Here is a 17,567-nt window from a genome sequence, read left to right on the forward strand (position 1 = left end):
GATTACTCGCTGCGCGGATCAAGAATGTCCCGCAGGCCGTCGCCCAACAGGTTGAAAGCCAGGCTGACCAACATGATCGCGGCGCCTGGAACTGCCACCAGCCACCAGCACTCGAGCATGTAGCGCCGGCCGGTGGAAATCATCGCGCCCCACTCCGGTGAAGGCGCTTGTGCGCCCAGACCGAGAAACCCCAACGCGGCGGCGGTGAGGATGATCCCGGCCATGTTCATGGTCAGGCGGATGATTACCGACGACATGCACATCGGCACAATGTGCCGCAGGATGATTCGCGCTGAAGACGCACCTTGCAGCTCGACGGCCACGACGAAATCGGCTTTGCGCAGCGACAGGGTTTCCGCCCGCGCCAGACGTGCGATTGGCGGCCACGACGTCAGCGCAATCGCCACCACCGCGTGCTCCAGGCCCGGGCCCAACGCTGCGATGAACGCCAGCGCCAGCACCAGGCTGGGGAAGGAAATGAAGATGTCGGTCAGGCGCATGAACACCGTGTCGACAATCCCCCCGTAATAACCGGAGACCGTGCCGATAAACAGGCCGATCGGGCCGACAATCACCGTCACCAGCGTGATGATGTACAGGGTGATGCGCGAGCCGTAGACCAGCCGGCTGAAGATGTCCCGACCGTATTCGTCGGTGCCGAACCAATGCGCGGCGCCAGGGGCCTGAAGCGCATTGGCGAGGTTTTGCGCGACCGGATCATGGGTGGCGATCCACGGCGCGAATATCGCCACGACCACCAGCACCATCGCCACCAGCAATCCGGCGAGGGTCATCGGGTTGCGCAGCAAGTGCCGCAGCACTTTCAGGCCACTCTTGCAGAAGGCGTCGAAGCTGGATCCGGGGGTGCGATCCAGTCGCCGTTTGGCACTGGAATCGGTAGAAGACATGTTGGCAATCATGGGCATGTTCTCGGATTGAATTCACGATCAGCCGCTGCGCCCGAAAGCGCACCGGGCGGCATTCAGCGTTGCTTGTAAACACCCAGGTAGCGCGTCGCCTCGGCGTCATCGCCAGCGAAACCCTTGACGTCGGCGGCGCTGACCACGGTGTCGGTCATCTGCGAAATCATCAGGATCGGGCCGACCTGCTGGTCATAGAGTTTCTGTGCCTGGTGATACAGGCTCAGCCGCTGACTGGCGTCGCGCTCGACTCCGGCCTGATCGATCAGGCTGTTGAGCTGCGGATTGAAGAACGAGGCCCGCCAGCCCTGGAAGTTAGGCAAACCAGCGTCATCGCTGTTGTTGGGGTTGTAGGCGAAAGTGCGCAAGCTGAAATACGGATGCGGATAACGCTCGGCCCCACGCGCGACGATGATCTCGAAGTTGCGTGCACGCATCGCGCCGTACACCTGATTGCCGGTGCCGGTGACGATATTGGCCTTGATCCCGCCTTCGGCGAGCGTCGCTTGCAGACGCGCAGCAATGTCGATGAAGGGCGGCTCCGACAGCGTGCGGATGGTGGTGCTGAAACCTTCGGGGTAACCCGCTTCGGCGAGCAGTTTCTTCGCGTTTGCCACGTCCATGTGATAACCCGGATCGGGCAGGCGCGCTTGCAGACTCAGTTGCATCGGTTGCTGATTGAGCTTGCCGTAATACGGCATCACCTGTTCGTCGAGGCCCTTGTAGTCAATCAGGTTGCGCACTGCTTCGCGCACCTTGGGATTGGCAAATTCAGGCTGTTTCATGCTCATCGCGACGTAATACATAGTGCCGCGCGGCAACGACTGAACGTGGATTTTCTCCGAGCCGTCGATGGCTCGAATGTCCGGTGCAGCCATACCGTAGGCCATATCGAGATCACCGCGTTCGAGCATCAGACGCAGCGACTGCGATTCGGTCATGTGCCGTACCACCACACGTTTGAGCTTGGCCGCGCCACCCCAGTAGCCGTCGAAACGGGTCAGCAACAGCGAGTCATTGGCCGTCCACTTGGTCAGCACGAAAGGGCCGCTGCCAGCCTCGTTGGTCACCAGCCAGCCGGCACCCAGGTCGCCATTCTTCTCATGGGCCAATGCTGTTTTTTTATCGACCACCACCGCACTCGGCGAAATCGCCAGCGAGTCGACCAACAGCAGCGGATCCATGGTTTGCGGCAGATCGATGACCAGCGTGTGGGCATCACTGGCGCGGATCAGCGACTGAATGTTGTCGACGTTGTAGCCGTAGGCTTTCCAGGTAGTCGCCAAACCGAAGTTGAGCTTCATCACTCGGTACAGCGACCAGGCCACATCTTCGGCGGTCAGCGGATTGCCGGAATGAAACTTCACGTCCTGACGCAGATGAAACGTCACCTGCTTGCCGTCCTCGCTGATCTCCCAACGCTCGGCCAGTTGCGGCAGGTGCTTTTCCGGGTCGCCCTGATCACGCTTGACCAGCGTGTCGTACAGGTTGGCGTTGACCCCGGAAGCATCCAGACCAGGCGCATTGGCCGGGTCGATGGAGAACAGGTTGACCATGCTCATGCCGACGATCAACTGATCGGCCGGGGTCTTGGCATTGGCCAGCGTCATCGGCCCCAGCGCCAGTACCGCCGCCAACAGGCTTGCATGCAGTTTGGTAAATGCAGTCGTCATTGAAGAATCCTTCTTTTTATAGTTTTTAGTGCTGCGGCGTTGCGGGTTAACGGGTGCGTGGATCGAAGACCTTGTACAAGGCATCACTGATCAGGTTGAGCGCGACGAAAATCAATCCGATCACCAGCACGCACCCCATCACCGCGTTCATGTCACCGAGCATCAGGCTGCTGGTCAGGTATTGGCCAAAACCGGGCCAGGCAAACACCGTTTCGATGAGCACGGCACCTTCGAGCAGCGAGCCGTAGGCCAGCGCCACCACCGTCAGCAACTGCACAAGAATGTTACGGAAGGCATGCCCCCAAACCACTTGGCGCCGCGAGAGGCCCTTGACCCGTGCGGTGATGATGTATTCCTGCGACAGCTGCTCAAGCATGAAGCTGCGCGTCATGCGGCTGATGTACGCCACCGAATTGAGGCCGAGAATCAGCGCGGGCAGGACGATGTGGCGCAAGGCGCTGGCGAAGGCTTCCCAGTCGCGCGCCAGGCTCGTATCGATCAGCAACAGGCCGGTGACCTCGGGCACCATGCCGTCATAAGCCAGATCAATGCGCCCGGCACCGCCGGCCCAACCGAGCCAGGCGTAGAACACCAGCAAGCCCATCATGCCCAGCCAGAAGATCGGCGTGGAGTAACCGAACAAGGTAATCACCCGCGCCACATGATCGCCGAGGCGCCCTTGATTGCTGGCCGCACACACGCCCAGCGGCAAGCCGATCAGCACGCCGAACAGAATGGCCAGCGTCGCCAGCTCGATGGTTGCCGGGAACACCCGACGGATGTCGTCGAGCACCGGGTGACCGGTCAGCAGCGCATTGCCGAAATTGCCGTGCAGCAAGTCGTTGAGGTACAGACCGAATTGAGTCCAGATCGGCTTGTCCAGACCCATTGCCCGATAGACCTGATCGTAGGTGGAACTGTCGGCGTCCGGGCCGACCACCGCCAGCACCGGATCAAGCGGCATGACCCGGCCGATGACAAAGGTCAACGCCAACAGACCGAGCAAGGTCACCAGCACCGTGCTCGCGCGCCGGGCGGTATTGGAAGCGCGGGCTCCCATGGCAGAGGCAGTCATAACAAACATAGTGAGCTCCTGATAAATCGGTCACCGCTGCAGCCGAAGCGCGGGGTTCACCCCGCGCGGTGTTCAGCGCTTCTTGTAGACGTCTTTGTAGCGCGTGGTCGCTGCCGTGTGGCCTTTGAAATCAGCAACGTCGGCATACACCAGCACCGTATCGGTCATCTGCGAGACCGGCAGAATGGCGCCCACCTGTTGATCGAGTTGCTGCTGAATCTGCTGGTACTGAGCGAGTTGCTTGTTGGCATCGGACTCGACCTCAGCGCTCTCGATCAACTGGTTCAACTCGGGGCTGTAGAACGACGTGCGCCAGCCCTGAAAATTGCTCAGCTTGGCTTCGTCGCGGTTGTCCGGGTTGTACACCAGTGTGCGCAGGCTCGAATGAGGATGACGCTCCGCCCCGCCACCGCCGCGCCCGACGATGATGTCGAAGCTGCGTTCACGCATGGCGCCGTAGATCTGGTTACCGGTGCCGGTGATGATGCTGGCCTCGATCCCCGCCTGAGCCAGGGTCGATTGCAGATTGGAGGCAATGTTGATGAACGGCGGCTCGGCCAGCACGCGGATGCTGGTTTTGAAACCGTTGGGGTAACCGGCTTCGGCGAGGAGTTTTTTCGCCTCTTCGACATTCAGCGTGTAACCGGGATCGGGCAGACGCGCAGCCAGACCCAGCGGCATCGGCCGCTGATTGAGCACGCCGTAATGCGGCATGACCGTCTGGTTGATGCCCTGATAGTCGATCAATGAGCGCACGGCTTTACGCACCCGCGCATCGGCGAACATCGGCTGCTTCACACTCAGCGCGACGTAATACAACGTGCCGCGCTGCAGGGTTTGCGTGCGCACCTTGTCGCTTTTTTGCAGGGCTTCGATGTCCGGCGCGGACATGCCTTTGGCGATGTCGAGGTCGCCGCGCTCAATCATCAGACGCAACGACTGCGACTCGGTCATGTTGCGCATGACGATGCGCTTGAGCTTGGCCGGGCCTCCCCAATAGCCGTCGAAACGACTCATCAGTATCACGTCATTGGCGCGCCAGTCATTGAGCACAAACGCGCCGCTACCGGCCGCGTGCGTGACCAGCCAGGCAGCGCCCAGGTCATTGTTTTTTTCGTGTTCGAGGACTTTTTTGCGATCAAGAATAAATGCGCTGGGCGACGTCGCCAGCGTGTTGAGCACCAGCATCGGGTCAGTCGGGCGTGGCAGCTCGATGACAAAGGTATTGGCATCCGTGGCACGCATCGAACGCTCGACATTCTCGGCGGTGAAACCGTAGGCCTTCCAGGTGGAAGCCAAGGCGAGGTTGAGCTTGAGTACCCGTTGCAGCGACCAGGCAACGTCTTCGGCAGTCAACGGATTGCCGGACTGAAACTGCACGCCGGAGCGCAGGTTGAAGGTCAGGGTCTTGCGGTCATCACTGACCTGCCAGCGCTCAGCCAGTGCCGGCAACAGGCGATCCGGCTGAGCGACATCCTGCACCAGCAACATGTCATAGAGGTTGGCATTGATCTCCGACACGTCCAGACCGGTGGCTGCCGCCGGGTCAAGGGACAGCAGATTGATCATGCTCATGCCGACGATCAGTTGATCGGCCGGGGTTTTGGCATAGGCCACAGGTAACACGCCGACCACCAGAGTCGCCGCCAATACCCGCGCCCACAGCGAAGGAAGAATGCTCATAGCGAGAGTGCCTTTCTTATATTTATAGGGCTCTCGGACTGCCCGGCGTGTACCGGGCAGCCCGCTTACACGTCAGAAGCTTTTCAGCGTATTCATCTCGATGAAGTTGAAATCGATCTCTTCGCCCAGACCTGGCAAGTCGGACAGATGCACGAAACCGTCGCTGTCCATCGGGTCGACCAGACGTTTCAGGTAGGCCGGCACTTCGTCGTAATCCAGATACGGGTGCAGCAAGCCACGTTCGTACCAGGTGCAGTTCTTGATCGCGCCGACCACCGCCAGATTCGCCGCACCATTGCCGTGGATTTCACAATCCATGCCGAACGATTCAGCCATGTGCGCAACCTTCAAGCACGGTGCAATCCCACCCACGCCAGCGACACCGGCACGCAGGATGTCGCAGACATCGTTCTTCACCCAACTGGCCCGGCTCAGGTGTTTGCCGGACAGGGTTTCCGGGCCCAGCACCGGGATGTCCAACTGACCCGCCAGCCAGGCATAGGATTCGGCGGACTCTTCCATCATCGGCTCTTCGAACCAGGCGAAGTCGAGCTTTTCCAGCTCGCGGCCGATGTACAGCGCTTCGGTGCGGCTGTACCAGTGATAACCATCGAGCATCAGGGCGATATCCGGCCCCACCGCTTCGCGCACCGCGGCACAGGCTTTTACGTCAATGCGCGGGCTCGGCGCGAACGACACCGGCGGCATCCAGGTGTGCAATTTGATCGCCTTGTAGCCGCGCTCGACCAGGGTTTCGGCAAACCGGCCGTAGTCTTCCGGCGTGGCCAGACCGCCCGGCAACTCATCGCCGCACATGGTCGAACCGTACGCCGGCACCTTGTCGCGGAAACCGCCGATCAGTTTGTGCACCGGCAGCCCGAGCTTGCGCCCCGCCCAGTCCCACAAGGCTTGCTCGACCAACGCCAGAGCACGGTCAGTCAACTGGCTGGCACTGCCGCGCTGCCAGTGTGCGAGGTCGTGCCAGATCTTTTCGCGATCGAAGGCGTTTTGCCCGACCAGCACTTTGCGCACAAAACCATCCAGCACATAAGGACGGATCAGCTCAGGCGCGCCGAAGGCATAACCCTCCTTGCCGTCTTCAGTCTGGATGCGCAACAAAGCCATTTGCGCCTGGGTGACATCACCGGGATGGGCATGCCCTGCGCTGTCGACGGCGCGGCGAGTGGGATAGGAAAAAACCTGGACGTTGACTGCTGTGATTCTCATGGACGTCTTTAGCCTTCTTATTGGATTTGTGACAAGAGTGTCGTCTGTTGTCGCCGATCATAGGTCATCGTACAACGCTTGAAAAGACCCAAAAACACGGCTCGCTCTCTTGCCTTCCTCTACCCAATAACCAGCAAACCTCCGTTTTTAAAGACAACTGCTGAATAACGCGACTGGCTTTAGAGCCCTATTCATAGGCCATATATGTGTCTAGATGTTTCAAAAGCAGCAAAATGACGTAGACGAGTCATCTTGTCGTACGATAACTTATATCTGCACCTCAAATGAGATACAGACGCAACACCGGGGTGCCCGTAGTCCTTGTCAAACGACCCTAACAAAAACAAAAAAAAGAAGACCGTATGAACACCACCCTACGCACGCTCGTGACTGTTGCGACCCTCAGCCTGCCTTTCTGCGCCAGCGCTGACTCTGCCAGCATCAACTACCGCCACCAGTACACCGAAGACGACAGCGCCCACGCTGATCGAGTCAAACTCAACTACCGACTGGACAGTGGACTGGGATTTGAAGCGGAAATGAAATACCGCACCGCCGGCGATCGCAAAGATGTCGCCTACGACAACATGGTCAACAACGGCCATGAGTTCACGGTCAGCTACAACTACAAACTCAGCGCGCAATCGACGCTGACCCCGGCGTTCCAGATGGACAGCTCCAAGGATGCGACCGCCTACAAGTTCGGCCTCAAGTACAACTACAAAATCGACGACGCCTTTTACGTAGCGACGCGCTATCGCCTGGACCTGCGCAAACTCGATCGCGACCAGGTCAACAAAGACATGCCCGATCACTACAAGGATGACCAGACCACCCACCGCTTCGAAGGCTGGCTCGGCTACACGCCAGCCAACAAGTGGGCTTACGAGTATCAGTTCATCTATTTCAAGACCGACTACATCCGCTACGACAACAAGAAGAGCGACTACGAACAGAACCTGATCGTCAAATACAAGCTGACCAAGCAATGGGCACCGTTCATGGAAGTCGGCGACGTCAAAGTCGACTCCACCTCCCCCGATCGCCAAGCGCGCTGGCGTCTCGGGGTTCAGTACAACTTCATGTAAGCCCCGCACCAGGCCGAGTTGCCGAGCGCGCATCGCTCGTCAACTCGGCATTTCTCCCTGAACCGACATTCACCACAGCGCAATGGAAGACCTGACCATGACCACGCAAACCTCGCAGCAAAAACCCTTTAAGCGCATTCTGCTGACCGGCGCCGCCGGTGGCCTGGGTCAGATACTCAGAGAAACCCTGCAGGCGCATGCCGAAATCGTCCGTTCCTCGGACATCAGCCCGATGGCCGAGAGCCGTGGCGAGCATGACGAAGTGATCAATTGCAATCTGGCCGACAAGGCTGGCGTGGCAGCCCTGGTCGAAGGGGTCGATGCCATTGTCCATTTGGGTGGGATTTCGGTAGAGAGGCCTTTCGAAGAAATTCTCGAGGCAAACATTCGCGGCACCTTTCACATTTATGAAGCGGCGCGTCAGCAAGGGATCAAACGGATCGTGTTTGCCAGCTCCAACCATGTCACCGGGTTTTATTCACAAGACGCCGAAATCGATGCCCATTCACCGCGTCGCCCGGACGGTTATTACGCGTTATCGAAAGCTTACGGCGAGGACATGGCGACGTTCTACTTTCACCGCTATGGCATCGAAACGGTGAGTTTGCGCATCGGCTCCTCATTCCCCGAGCCACGCAATCTACGCATGCTCTCGACGTGGCTGAGCTATGCCGATCTTGAGCATCTGGTCGCACGCGCACTGCTGGCCGACGATGTGAAGCACAGCGTGGTTTATGGTGTTTCTGCCAACCGCGATCAATGGTGGAGCAATCGCCACGCAGCACATCTGGGCTTTGCCCCTCAGGACAGTTCCGAAGCCTTCCGCGCGAAAATGGAACAACAACCCAAGCCTGCCGCCGACTCGCCCGACAGCCTGTTTCAAGGCGGAGCGTTTACCGCTGCCGGGCCATTCGACGACCTTGCGGCGCGCCGCCAATGAATGCCGAACTGATCGTCGACGCACGCAATGCAACGGGCGAAAGCCCGGTCTGGCAAGCGGCGGAAAAGGCCCTCTATTGGGTGGACATTCCCGCCGGCAGGTTGCACCGCTGGCAGACTGACGGCAAGACCGACAGTTGGCAGGCGGACGAAATGCTCGCGTGCATTGTCCGCAGCTCGGCGGGGCACTGGATCGGCGCGCAGGAAACCGGTCTGTTCAAATTGCTGCCACAGGCCGATGGTCACTTGAGTGCGGAAAAGCTCGCCGGAGTCGAGCACGCCAGCGCGCCGATGCGTTTTAACGATGGCCGTTGCGATCGTCAGGGACGCTTCTGGGTCAGCACGATGCAAACCCACATGGGCGCAGACGCGGTCGGTGCACTGTATAGATATGATCCGAAATCCGAAGGCATCGTCGATCGGCTTGCCGCGCAAATCGAAGGGCTGGTGGTACCCAATGGACTGGCGTTCAGCCCGGATGGCCGGACGATGTACTTGTCCGACTCGCACCCGACGCAACAGCACATCTGGGCCTTCGACTACGACATCGACAGCGGCACGCCACACCACCGTCGCGCCTTCGTCGACATGAATAATCATCCGGGACGGCCGGACGGCGCGGCGGTCGATTCTGAAGGGTGTTACTGGATCTGCGCGATTGATTCAGGGCAGGTTCTGCGCTTTACCCCTGAAGGAAAGCTTGATCGCTCATTGCCGCTGCCGGTGAAGAAGCCGACGATGTGCGCGTTTGGCGGCGACCGCCTCGACACGCTGTTTGTCACCTCGATTCGCCCTCAAGGCATCGATCTCAGCGACCAGCCTCTAGCGGGTGGAGTCTTCGCCTTGAATCCAGGCGTCACGGGGCTGCCCGAACCCATGGCGCGGGCCTGAGGCCTGCCATCAAGCGTTCAACGCCTCGACGGCGGCGGCCTCATACGCGCGGCGCATCCGCTCGCGGCTGTTGGATAAATGCAGGCGCATCGCCGCGCGCGCAGCATCGGCATCGCGGCGAACAATCGCCTTGTAGATGTCTTCGTGCTCGCGGCTTAAACGCTCCAGATAGGGCTCTTTATTGTCGTTGACCACACGCTTGGAATGCAGCCGCGTGCGCGGAAGAATGCTGACCCCAAGGTGCAGCATGATGTCGGTGAAATAGCGGTTACCTGTAGCCAACGCGATTTGCTGGTGAAACTGAAAGTCGGCAGACACCGCGTAATCGACACTGACCGCCCGAGAATTGAGCGCATCCAGCGAGTCGCGCATCAGTTGCAACTGCTCATCGGTGCGACGCGCACAGGCCAGACCGGCAGCTTCGACCTCCAGGCTGATGCGCAACTCAAGCACCGCCAGTACATCCGCTAATGTGACAATGCTGTCCGGATCGATGCGAAAACCGCTCGGGCTAGGAATGTCTCGGACAAACGTGCCGATGCCGTGCCGGGTCTCCACCAGGCCTGCTGCCTGCAAACGGGAAATCGCCTCACGTACGACAGTACGACTGACCCCATGCTCCTCCATGACTTGAGACTCGGTCGGCAATTTTGTCCCGCGCGCCAGCTCACTGCTGCAAATGCGCCGGGAAAGTTCAGTGACCAACTCCTCCGCCAGACTTCGATGTCTTCGGCGAACACTCGGTTGGACGTAGTGTTTGTCCATCAGGAACAAATTTCTCGAAATTGCCAATAAGTGCTCATCATAGCCCATTCAGTTGTACGACAACGCATATGTTCGATGATAGTATTTCGCATGTAGCGGACGTTCGATTCGCTGCAATGGCGATAAGGACGTCCGCTCGAGAAACGCGCAGGCCTGCTGCGCGTTAAACAACTCAAGTTAATCAAGGATCTGATTACTCATGACTAAACCTTCAACCTTCACTGCCAGCAAACTCGCCAGCGCCATCGTCGGTTCGCTTTTGTTGGCCAGCGTGCCGGCCCATGCAGCCGATATCTGGCTGGATGTTGCCACGACTGGCTGGGCGACGCAAAACGGCGGCACCAAGGGCGGCTCCAGAGCTGCGGCCAACGATATCTACACCGTAAAAAATGCCGCTGAACTGAAAGCTGCCCTCAGCGCCAGTGCTGGAAGCAATGGCCGGATCATCAAGATCAGCGGGATTATCGACGTCAGCGAAGGCAAAGCTTATACGACGACTGCCGACATGAAGAAGCGTGGTCGCCTGGACATTCTGGGCAAAACCACCATCGTTGGCATCAGCAGCAATGCAGAGATCCGCGAGGGCTTCTTCTACGCGAAAGAAAACGACGTGATCATCCGCAACCTCACCATCGAGAATCCATGGGATCCGGAGCCGATCTGGGACGCGAATGACGGCAGCGCCGGCAACTGGAACTCGGAATACGATGGCCTGACCATCGAGGGCGCCAACAACGTCTGGGTCGACCATGTGACCTTTACCGATGGCCGCCGCACCGATGACCAGAACGGCACCGCCAATGGTCGACCAAAGCAGCATCACGACGGTGCTCTGGACGTCAAGAACGGCGCCAACTACGTGACCATCTCGTACTCGGCATTCAAGTCCCACGAGAAGAACAACCTGATCGGTTCCAGCGACAGCCGCACCACCGATGATGGCAAGCTCAAGGTGACGATCCACAACACCCTGTTCGAAAACATCTCGGCGCGTGCTCCACGTGTGCGCTTCGGTCAGGTGCACCTGTACAACAACTACCACGTGGGCAGCACCAGCCATAAGGTCTATCCGTTCAGCTATGCGCACGGTGTCGGTAAAAACTCGAAGATCTTCTCCGAGAAGAACGCCTTCGAAATCACCGGTATCAGTGGTTGCGACAAAATCGCCGGCGATTACGGTGGCAGCGTCTACCGTGATCAAGGCTCGACGCTCAATGGCAGCGCACTGAGCTGCTCGTGGAGTTCGAGCATCGGCTGGACTCCACCTTACAGCTACACCCCGCTGAATGCCGACAAGGTCGCCGCCGATGTTAAAGCCAAGGCAGGCGCCGGCAAGATCTGAGTGAAGGGTTACATCGCGTAAATAGAGAAGCCCTCGGTGACGAGGGCTTTTTCATGCAGGAGCTGCCGAAGGCTGCGATCTTTTGCTTTTGATCTTTAAAAGCAGGATCAAAGGATCGCAGCCTGTGGCAGCTCCAACAGGGTTTTGGTTGTGTCCGGATTTCAGGATCAACCCAATAAGGCCCAATCAGACACCCTCAAAATCTGCTACTGGACCAGTTGGTTGATCTCGATGATCGGTAACAACACCGCCATCACAATCACCAGCACCACCCCACCCATCACCACAATCATCAGCGGCTCCAGCAATGCCGTCATGCCCATCGCCCGTCGTTCGATATCACGCGACAACGTCTGCGCTGCACGCTCCAGCATCGGCGGTAACGACCCGGTTTTTTCACCACTGGCGATCAAGTGAATCAGCACCGGCGGAAACACGTTTTCCACGCGCAACGCAGCCGCCAGGTTCACACCTTCGCGCACCTTGGCTGTGGCCTCCGTGACGCTCAGTCTCAAGCGGTCGTTGGACAAGGTCTGCCGCGCGGCTTCCAGTGCCCTTAATAACGGCACCCCGGCGCCGCCGAGAATCGCCAGCGTCGAGGCGAAACGGGCGGTGTTCAGGCCCAGAATGAAACGACCGAAAAGCGGCAACTTCAACACTCGGTGATGCCAACTCAAACGCGCCGCCGGATTGCGCAGATACAGGCGCCAACTCCAGAACGCCCCGGTCATTAACGCGGCGCATAACCAACCCCAGCTGCGGATGAAATCACTGGCATTGAGCATCGCCAGCGTCAGCCCCGGCAGATCCTGTCGTGCCTGGGAAAACGCGCTGACCACCTGCGGCACCACGTAACTGAGCAAGAAAATCACAATGCCGATCGATACCAACCCGACCACACCCGGATAGATAAACGCGGTGAGAATCTTGCCGCGCAGGTTGTTGCGCTCCTCGATGTAATCGGCGAGTCGCTCCATCACCTGCGCGAGATCACCGGACTCCTCGCCGGCCGCAATCAGCGCGCGGTAGATCTCGGGAAAATCCCGTGGTCGCGAGGCCAGTGATTCCGCCAACCGCATGCCGCTGCGAACATCGGCACGCACGGCGCTGAGGGTGTGGGCGATGTGTTTTTTTTCGGCCTGCTCGACCGTGGCACTCAATGCGGCCTCCAGCGGCAGACTGGCGCCGAGCAGGCTCGCCAGTTGCCGCGTGGCCCAGGCCAGATCATTGTCCGACATGCGTGCGCTGAACATGCCGCCCCCGCCATGCTGGGCGACATTGCTTTCCTTTTGCACCATGAGTGCCGTCAGTCCTCGACCGCGTAAGGCACTGAACGCAGCGGTTTGACTGTCGGCTTCCAGGTGCCCGGATTCGATTTTTCCGGTCGCGTCGGCAGCTTCAAAACGATAGCGATTCATCAGGCGTCCCGTGTCACGCGCAGAATTTCTTCGGGGGCGGTGGCGCCGCTGCGGATCCAGCGCTCACCGTCCTCACGCAGGCTGAACATCCCAGCTTTCGCGGCTGATGCGCGCAAGGCCTGCTCCCCTGCCCCTTGGTGGATCAGCGTGCGGATGTCGTCGTCGATGCAGAACAATTCATGAATGCCGGTGCGGCCGCTGTAGCCGGTCTGATTGCAAGCCGCGCACCCGACCGGGCGCCATGTCCCCGGTGTCGCCGGGTCCTCCTGCTTGCACTGATTGCACAGGCGTCGCACCAGACGCTGTGCCAAAACGCCTAGCATCGACGAGGCCAGCAGAAACGGCTCGACGCCCATGTCGATCAAGCGGTTCACCGCCGACACTGCGTCGTTGGTGTGCAAGGTCGCCAGCACCAGGTGGCCGGTCAGCGAGGCTTGCACGGCGATTTGTGCGGTTTCGAGATCGCGAATTTCACCGATCATGATGATGTCCGGGTCCTGGCGCAGGATCGCCCGCAGCGCCAGGGCGAAGGTCATGTCGATCTTGGCGTTGACCTGAATCTGACTGATGCCCGGCAAGTCGTATTCCACCGGATCCTCGACGGTGAGGATGTTGCTGGTGCTTGCATCGAGCCGCGCCAGTGCGGCGTAAAGGCTGGTGGTTTTGCCGCTGCCGGTCGGCCCGGTGACCAACACGATGCCGTGGGGCTGGCGGATCAGGTGATCGAGTTTCGCCAGCACCTGCGCGTCCATGCCTAGCGTTTCCAGGTGCAGACGGCCGGCCTGTTTGTCGAGCAGACGCATCACCACCCTTTCGCCATGCCCGGTCGGTACCGTGGAAACGCGGATATCGATCGGCCGCCCGGCCACGCGCAGGGCAATGCGGCCGTCTTGCGGCAGGCGTTTTTCGGCGATGTCGAGTTGCGCCATGATCTTGATCCGCGACACCAGCGCACCGTGCAGCGCCTTGCGCGGCGAGACCACGTCGCGCAGCGTGCCGTCGACGCGGTAGCGCACCACTGAGTGGGTTTCGAAAGGTTCGATATGAATGTCACTGGCCTCATCACGCGCCGCTTGGGTCAGCAAGGCGTTGATCATGCGAATCACCGGCGCGCCGTCCTGGGTGTCGAGCAGGTCGGTGATTTCCGGCATGTCTTGCATCAGGCGGTCGAGATCAACTTCGTTTTCCGCCGCACCGACCACCGCCGCCGCACTGCCGGTATCGGCGTAAGCGCTGGCGAGCAAGCCGTCGAGTTCGTCATCGCGCACGCGCTCGATCCGCGCCTCACCGAACTGACGCCGCGCCTCACTGATCGCCCAGCCCGGCGTCGACGGGCACACCGTCATCACCCCATCGCACAACAACACCCGCTGCGCCTTGGCCCAGGCGTAAGGCAACGCACTCATCTTTCGCAGTCCCCCGAGTTCTCTGTGGCAATGAGATTTCCTGTGGCGAGGGGATTTATCCCCGCTCGGCTGCGCAGCAGTCGTAAACCCAAAACACTCGGTATGCCTGGAAAAATGGGGTTGCAGGTTTTGGGGCTGCTTCGCTGCCCAACGGGGATAAATCCCCTCGCCACAGGAGTATCACTCCTATGCAGAACCGGTTTCATCATGAGGACCCCGGCTGGATCGGCACCGCTTTGATCGTGGCGCGTGGCCCCGAGGATGGCACCACCGCCGGCAGTGGCAATGAGATTTCCTGTGGCGAGGGGATTTATCCCCGCTCGGCTGCGCAGCAGCCGTAAACCCAAAACACTCGGTATGCCTGGAGAAATGGGGTTGCAGGTTTTGGGGCTGCTTCGCTGCCCAACGGGGATAAATCCCCTCTCCACAGGTGTATCACTCCGATGCAAAACCGGTTTCATAATGAGGCCCCCGGCTGGATCGGCACGGCTTTGATCGTGGCGCGTGGCCCCGAGGATGGCACCACCGCCGGCACACCCTGCGCCGCCGTCGGCTGTGGCAATGAGATGTCCTGTGGCGAGGGGATTTATCCCCGCTCGGCTGCGCAGCAGTCGCAAACCCAAAACACTCGGTATGCCTGGAGAAATGGGGTTGCAGGTTTTGGGGCTGCTTCGCTGCCCAACGGGGATAAATCCCCTCGCCACAGGGGTATCACTCCTAGGCAGAACCGGTTTCATAATGAGGACCCCGGCTGGATCGGCACCGCTTTTATCGTGGCGCGTGGCCCCGAGGATGGCACCACCGCCGGCACACCCTGCGCAGCACTCGGCAATTGCGGCGCCTGCATGTCCGGCATCGCCCAGCTGCGTTCCGGCTGCAAACCACCTTGGGCGCGGCGCATGAAGTCGTAGCGATTAAGGGTAATGCTGCGCCCCGCTTCGCTGTCGCGAATGATGTACGGGCGCAGAAACACCATCAAATTGGTCTTGGTGATCGCCCGGCGCTCGTTGCGAAACAGCGCGCCGATCCCCGGAATGGTCGACAACCACGGCACCGCATCGTTGCTCTGGCTGTAACCGTCCTGCAGCAAACCACCAAGCACCATGATCTGGCCGTCATCGAGCAGAATGCTGGTATCAATCGCCCGCTTGTTGGTCACAATCCCCGCCGACGTCGAACTGGCCGACGCACGCTCATCAATGCTGCTGACTTCCTGATAAATGTCGAGCTTCACCGTGCCGCCCTCGGAAATCTGCGGGCGCACATTGAGCTTCAAACCGACCTCTTCACGGGTCACCGTCTGGAACGGGTTATTGCTGGTGCCCCCGCCGCCAGTCACATAACTGCCGCTGACAAACGGGATAGTCTGGCCCACAAAAATACTCGCCGCCTCGTTGTCCAGCGTCAGCAGATTAGGCGTCGACAACACATTGGTGCCGCCCTTGCTCTTCAGGGCGCGGGCCAGCACTTTCAAATCCAGAATCTTGCCGATACCGGGGATGTCCACCGTGCCGTTGACGTAACCCAGGTTCAAACCCTGCGGCAGTACATCGAGGCTGGTCTTGCCGTTGAGGTTGATCCCCGAGCCGCCGAGATTCGCCCCGCCGATCACGCCTTTACCGCCCAGATTACCGGTCTGCCATTGCACGCCGAATTCGCTGGCATCGTCCTCGCCGACCTCGACGATCAGGCTTTCGATCACCACTTGTGCACGGCGTTGGTCGAGCAGATCGATGACTTCACGCAGGTTGCGATACAACGGCTCCGGCGCGGAAATCAGCAAGGTGTTGGTGGTGGCGTCGGCCTGAATGGTCACACCGCCAGCGCTGAACGCAACGTTCTGTTCGCTACTCTGCGCGCCGCCGCTGCCGGTGCTGCCCTGCGCGTAACTACCACCAGTGCTGCCGCTGCCGGACGTGGTCGAAGTTGTGCCGCTGGTTTGCGTGCCGCTCTGGCCACTTTGACCAATGGAGCCGCTGGTGTTGCTGCCCATCGCACTGAGCACCGAACGCGCATTGTCGCTGCTGCCGCTATCACTCTCACCCGTGAGCAACCCACGCAATGCCTGCGCCAGTTTCGCCGCCTGCGCATTACGCAAATACACCACATGCAAATTGCTCGGATTGCTCTGCGCGTTATCGAGTTTGTAGATCAGATTACGCGCCAGCTCCGTGCGCTCCGGGCTGCCCGCACGAATGATGATGGTGTTGGAGCGCGGATCACCAATCACCGCAATTTTCTGCGTCGGATCATTGCCCGGCGCATCCAGCAATTCAGCCACCATCGGCGCAATGTCGGCAGCGATACCGTTCTGGATCTGCACCACATCCGTGTCAATCGCGCTCGGCGAATCAATGCTCGCGATCAACTGCGCCACGCGGGTCAGGTTCTCGGCGTAATCGGTGATGACGATGGTGTTGTTGCCCGGATACGCGTTGATCGGATTGTTCGGCGAAACGATCGGCCGCAGCACCGGAATCAGGTTCACCGCGTTCTCATATTGCAGACGAAACGTGCGCGTGAGCATGCCGTTGCCCGCCGGCTTATCGGCACTGTAAATCGGCCCGCCGAGCAACTTCGCATCCGCCTCCGGCACCACCTGCGCCACACCGCCGACATCGACCACACTGAAACCCTGCATGCGCAACGCCGCCAGCAGCATGTCGTAAGCCTGCCGCGCCGGCACCTGACCTTCCGAGACCAGCGTCAACGTGCCCTTCACCCGAGGGTCGACGAGAAACTGCTGCCCGGTGGAACGCGACAGTGCCCGCACCACCGCTTGAATATCGGCGTCGACGAAATTCAGCGTCACCGGTTGATCGCCCAAAGGATTGCTCGGCAAGGCAATGCCCGACGAGGCGGCCCCACTGCGCGCACTTTTGCTGATGTTGTGCAATTGCTTCGGCGCAGGTCTTGCCTGCGCCTGAGCCCGCTCGCGGTCAAGCACCGCGTCGCCGCTGCGCTGAGTGTTGGCCAGCGGACGTCCCAGTTCACTGTCGACCAGCAGCGGCGGCTGGTTCTGCGGCGTGGTGGTGTTGCTGCACGCGCTCAACGCCAACAACAGAAACGGCGCGGCCGTACGTACACAATTGGAACCTGACCACTTCATGAAGCTTCCTTAGCGCCCTGCGCCTGATCCA

Annotated in this window: 14 protein-coding genes; 5 read left to right on the forward strand and 9 right to left on the reverse strand. The window is 59.9% G+C overall.

The annotated features are described in order from the left end of the window. Window positions 1-2 precede the first annotated feature (2 nt). The 5 genes from JFT81_RS09530 to JFT81_RS09550 form a co-directional block, all read right to left on the reverse strand. Window positions 3-920 (reverse strand): ABC transporter permease, encoded by a 918-nt coding sequence (locus tag JFT81_RS09530; RefSeq protein ID WP_201227096.1) that lies wholly within the window; start codon window positions 918-920, stop codon window positions 3-5. A gap of 62 nt (window positions 921-982) precedes the next feature. Continuing rightward, on the reverse strand, window positions 983-2,593 hold the full coding sequence (locus JFT81_RS09535) for an ABC transporter substrate-binding protein (RefSeq protein ID WP_201227097.1): 1,611 nt from the start codon (window positions 2,591-2,593) through the stop codon (window positions 983-985). Window positions 2,594-2,639: 46 nt separating this feature from the next. Then, the gene (locus JFT81_RS09540; RefSeq protein ID WP_201202361.1) at window positions 2,640-3,677 is read right to left on the reverse strand and encodes an ABC transporter permease; all 1,038 of its coding nucleotides are present in this window, start codon (window positions 3,675-3,677) and stop codon (window positions 2,640-2,642) included. Between the two features lie 63 nt (window positions 3,678-3,740). Further along, window positions 3,741-5,351, reverse strand: a complete 1,611-nt coding sequence (locus JFT81_RS09545; RefSeq protein ID WP_201227098.1) for an ABC transporter substrate-binding protein — start codon at window positions 5,349-5,351, stop codon at window positions 3,741-3,743. 72 nt (window positions 5,352-5,423) lie between these two features. Next, window positions 5,424-6,578 carry a mandelate racemase family protein gene (locus JFT81_RS09550; protein ID WP_201227099.1) on the reverse strand — a complete coding sequence of 385 codons (1,155 nt, stop codon included), beginning with the start codon at window positions 6,576-6,578 and terminating at the stop codon, window positions 5,424-5,426. Window positions 6,579-6,940: 362 nt separating this feature from the next. Between JFT81_RS09550 and JFT81_RS09555 the strand changes: the two genes are divergently transcribed. The 3 genes from JFT81_RS09555 (at window position 6,941) to JFT81_RS09565 (ending at window position 9,496) form a co-directional block, all read left to right on the forward strand. Continuing rightward, complete coding sequence (locus JFT81_RS09555) at window positions 6,941-7,666, forward strand: oligogalacturonate-specific porin KdgM family protein (protein ID WP_201227100.1); 726 nt, start codon at window positions 6,941-6,943, stop codon at window positions 7,664-7,666. Between the two features lie 97 nt (window positions 7,667-7,763). Beyond that, window positions 7,764-8,606: an NAD(P)-dependent oxidoreductase gene (locus tag JFT81_RS09560; RefSeq protein ID WP_201227101.1), complete on the forward strand. Its 843-nt coding sequence runs from the start codon at window positions 7,764-7,766 to the stop codon at window positions 8,604-8,606. Next, window positions 8,603-9,496 (forward strand): SMP-30/gluconolactonase/LRE family protein, encoded by an 894-nt coding sequence (locus JFT81_RS09565; protein WP_201227102.1) that lies wholly within the window; start codon window positions 8,603-8,605, stop codon window positions 9,494-9,496. Before JFT81_RS09560 ends, JFT81_RS09565 begins: the two co-directional genes overlap by 4 nt. 9 nt (window positions 9,497-9,505) lie before the next feature. On the opposite strand, the gene JFT81_RS09570 is transcribed toward JFT81_RS09565, so the two are convergent. Further along, window positions 9,506-10,261: a FadR/GntR family transcriptional regulator gene (locus JFT81_RS09570; RefSeq protein ID WP_201202352.1), complete on the reverse strand. Its 756-nt coding sequence runs from the start codon at window positions 10,259-10,261 to the stop codon at window positions 9,506-9,508. Between the two features lie 199 nt (window positions 10,262-10,460). Between JFT81_RS09570 and JFT81_RS09575 the strand changes: the two genes are divergently transcribed. Then, a complete protein-coding gene (locus JFT81_RS09575) occupies window positions 10,461-11,603 on the forward strand; it encodes a pectate lyase (RefSeq protein WP_201227103.1) in 1,143 nt (380 codons plus the stop codon). A gap of 206 nt (window positions 11,604-11,809) precedes the next feature. Here JFT81_RS09575 and gspF read toward each other — a convergent pair whose 3' ends face one another. Next, complete coding sequence (gene gspF / locus JFT81_RS09580) at window positions 11,810-13,021, reverse strand: type II secretion system inner membrane protein GspF (protein ID WP_201227104.1); 1,212 nt, start codon at window positions 13,019-13,021, stop codon at window positions 11,810-11,812. Next, on the reverse strand, window positions 13,021-14,427 hold the full coding sequence (gspE, locus tag JFT81_RS09585) for a type II secretion system ATPase GspE (protein WP_201227105.1): 1,407 nt from the start codon (window positions 14,425-14,427) through the stop codon (window positions 13,021-13,023). Before gspE ends, gspF begins: the two co-directional genes overlap by 1 nt. A 188-nt stretch (window positions 14,428-14,615) precedes the next feature. Here gspE and JFT81_RS09590 point away from each other — a divergent pair, with 188 nt between their 5' ends. Further along, on the forward strand, window positions 14,616-14,768 hold the full coding sequence (locus tag JFT81_RS09590; RefSeq protein WP_201227106.1) for a hypothetical protein: 153 nt from the start codon (window positions 14,616-14,618) through the stop codon (window positions 14,766-14,768). A gap of 392 nt (window positions 14,769-15,160) precedes the next feature. Here JFT81_RS09590 and gspD read toward each other — a convergent pair whose 3' ends face one another. Further along, window positions 15,161-17,536 (reverse strand): type II secretion system secretin GspD, encoded by a 2,376-nt coding sequence (gene gspD, locus JFT81_RS09595; protein WP_201227107.1) that lies wholly within the window; start codon window positions 17,534-17,536, stop codon window positions 15,161-15,163. Window positions 17,537-17,567 lie beyond the last annotated feature (31 nt).

The sequence above is a fragment of the Pseudomonas sp. TH43 genome, from assembly GCF_016650635.1.
Taxonomy (GTDB): Bacteria; Pseudomonadota; Gammaproteobacteria; order Pseudomonadales; family Pseudomonadaceae; genus Aquipseudomonas.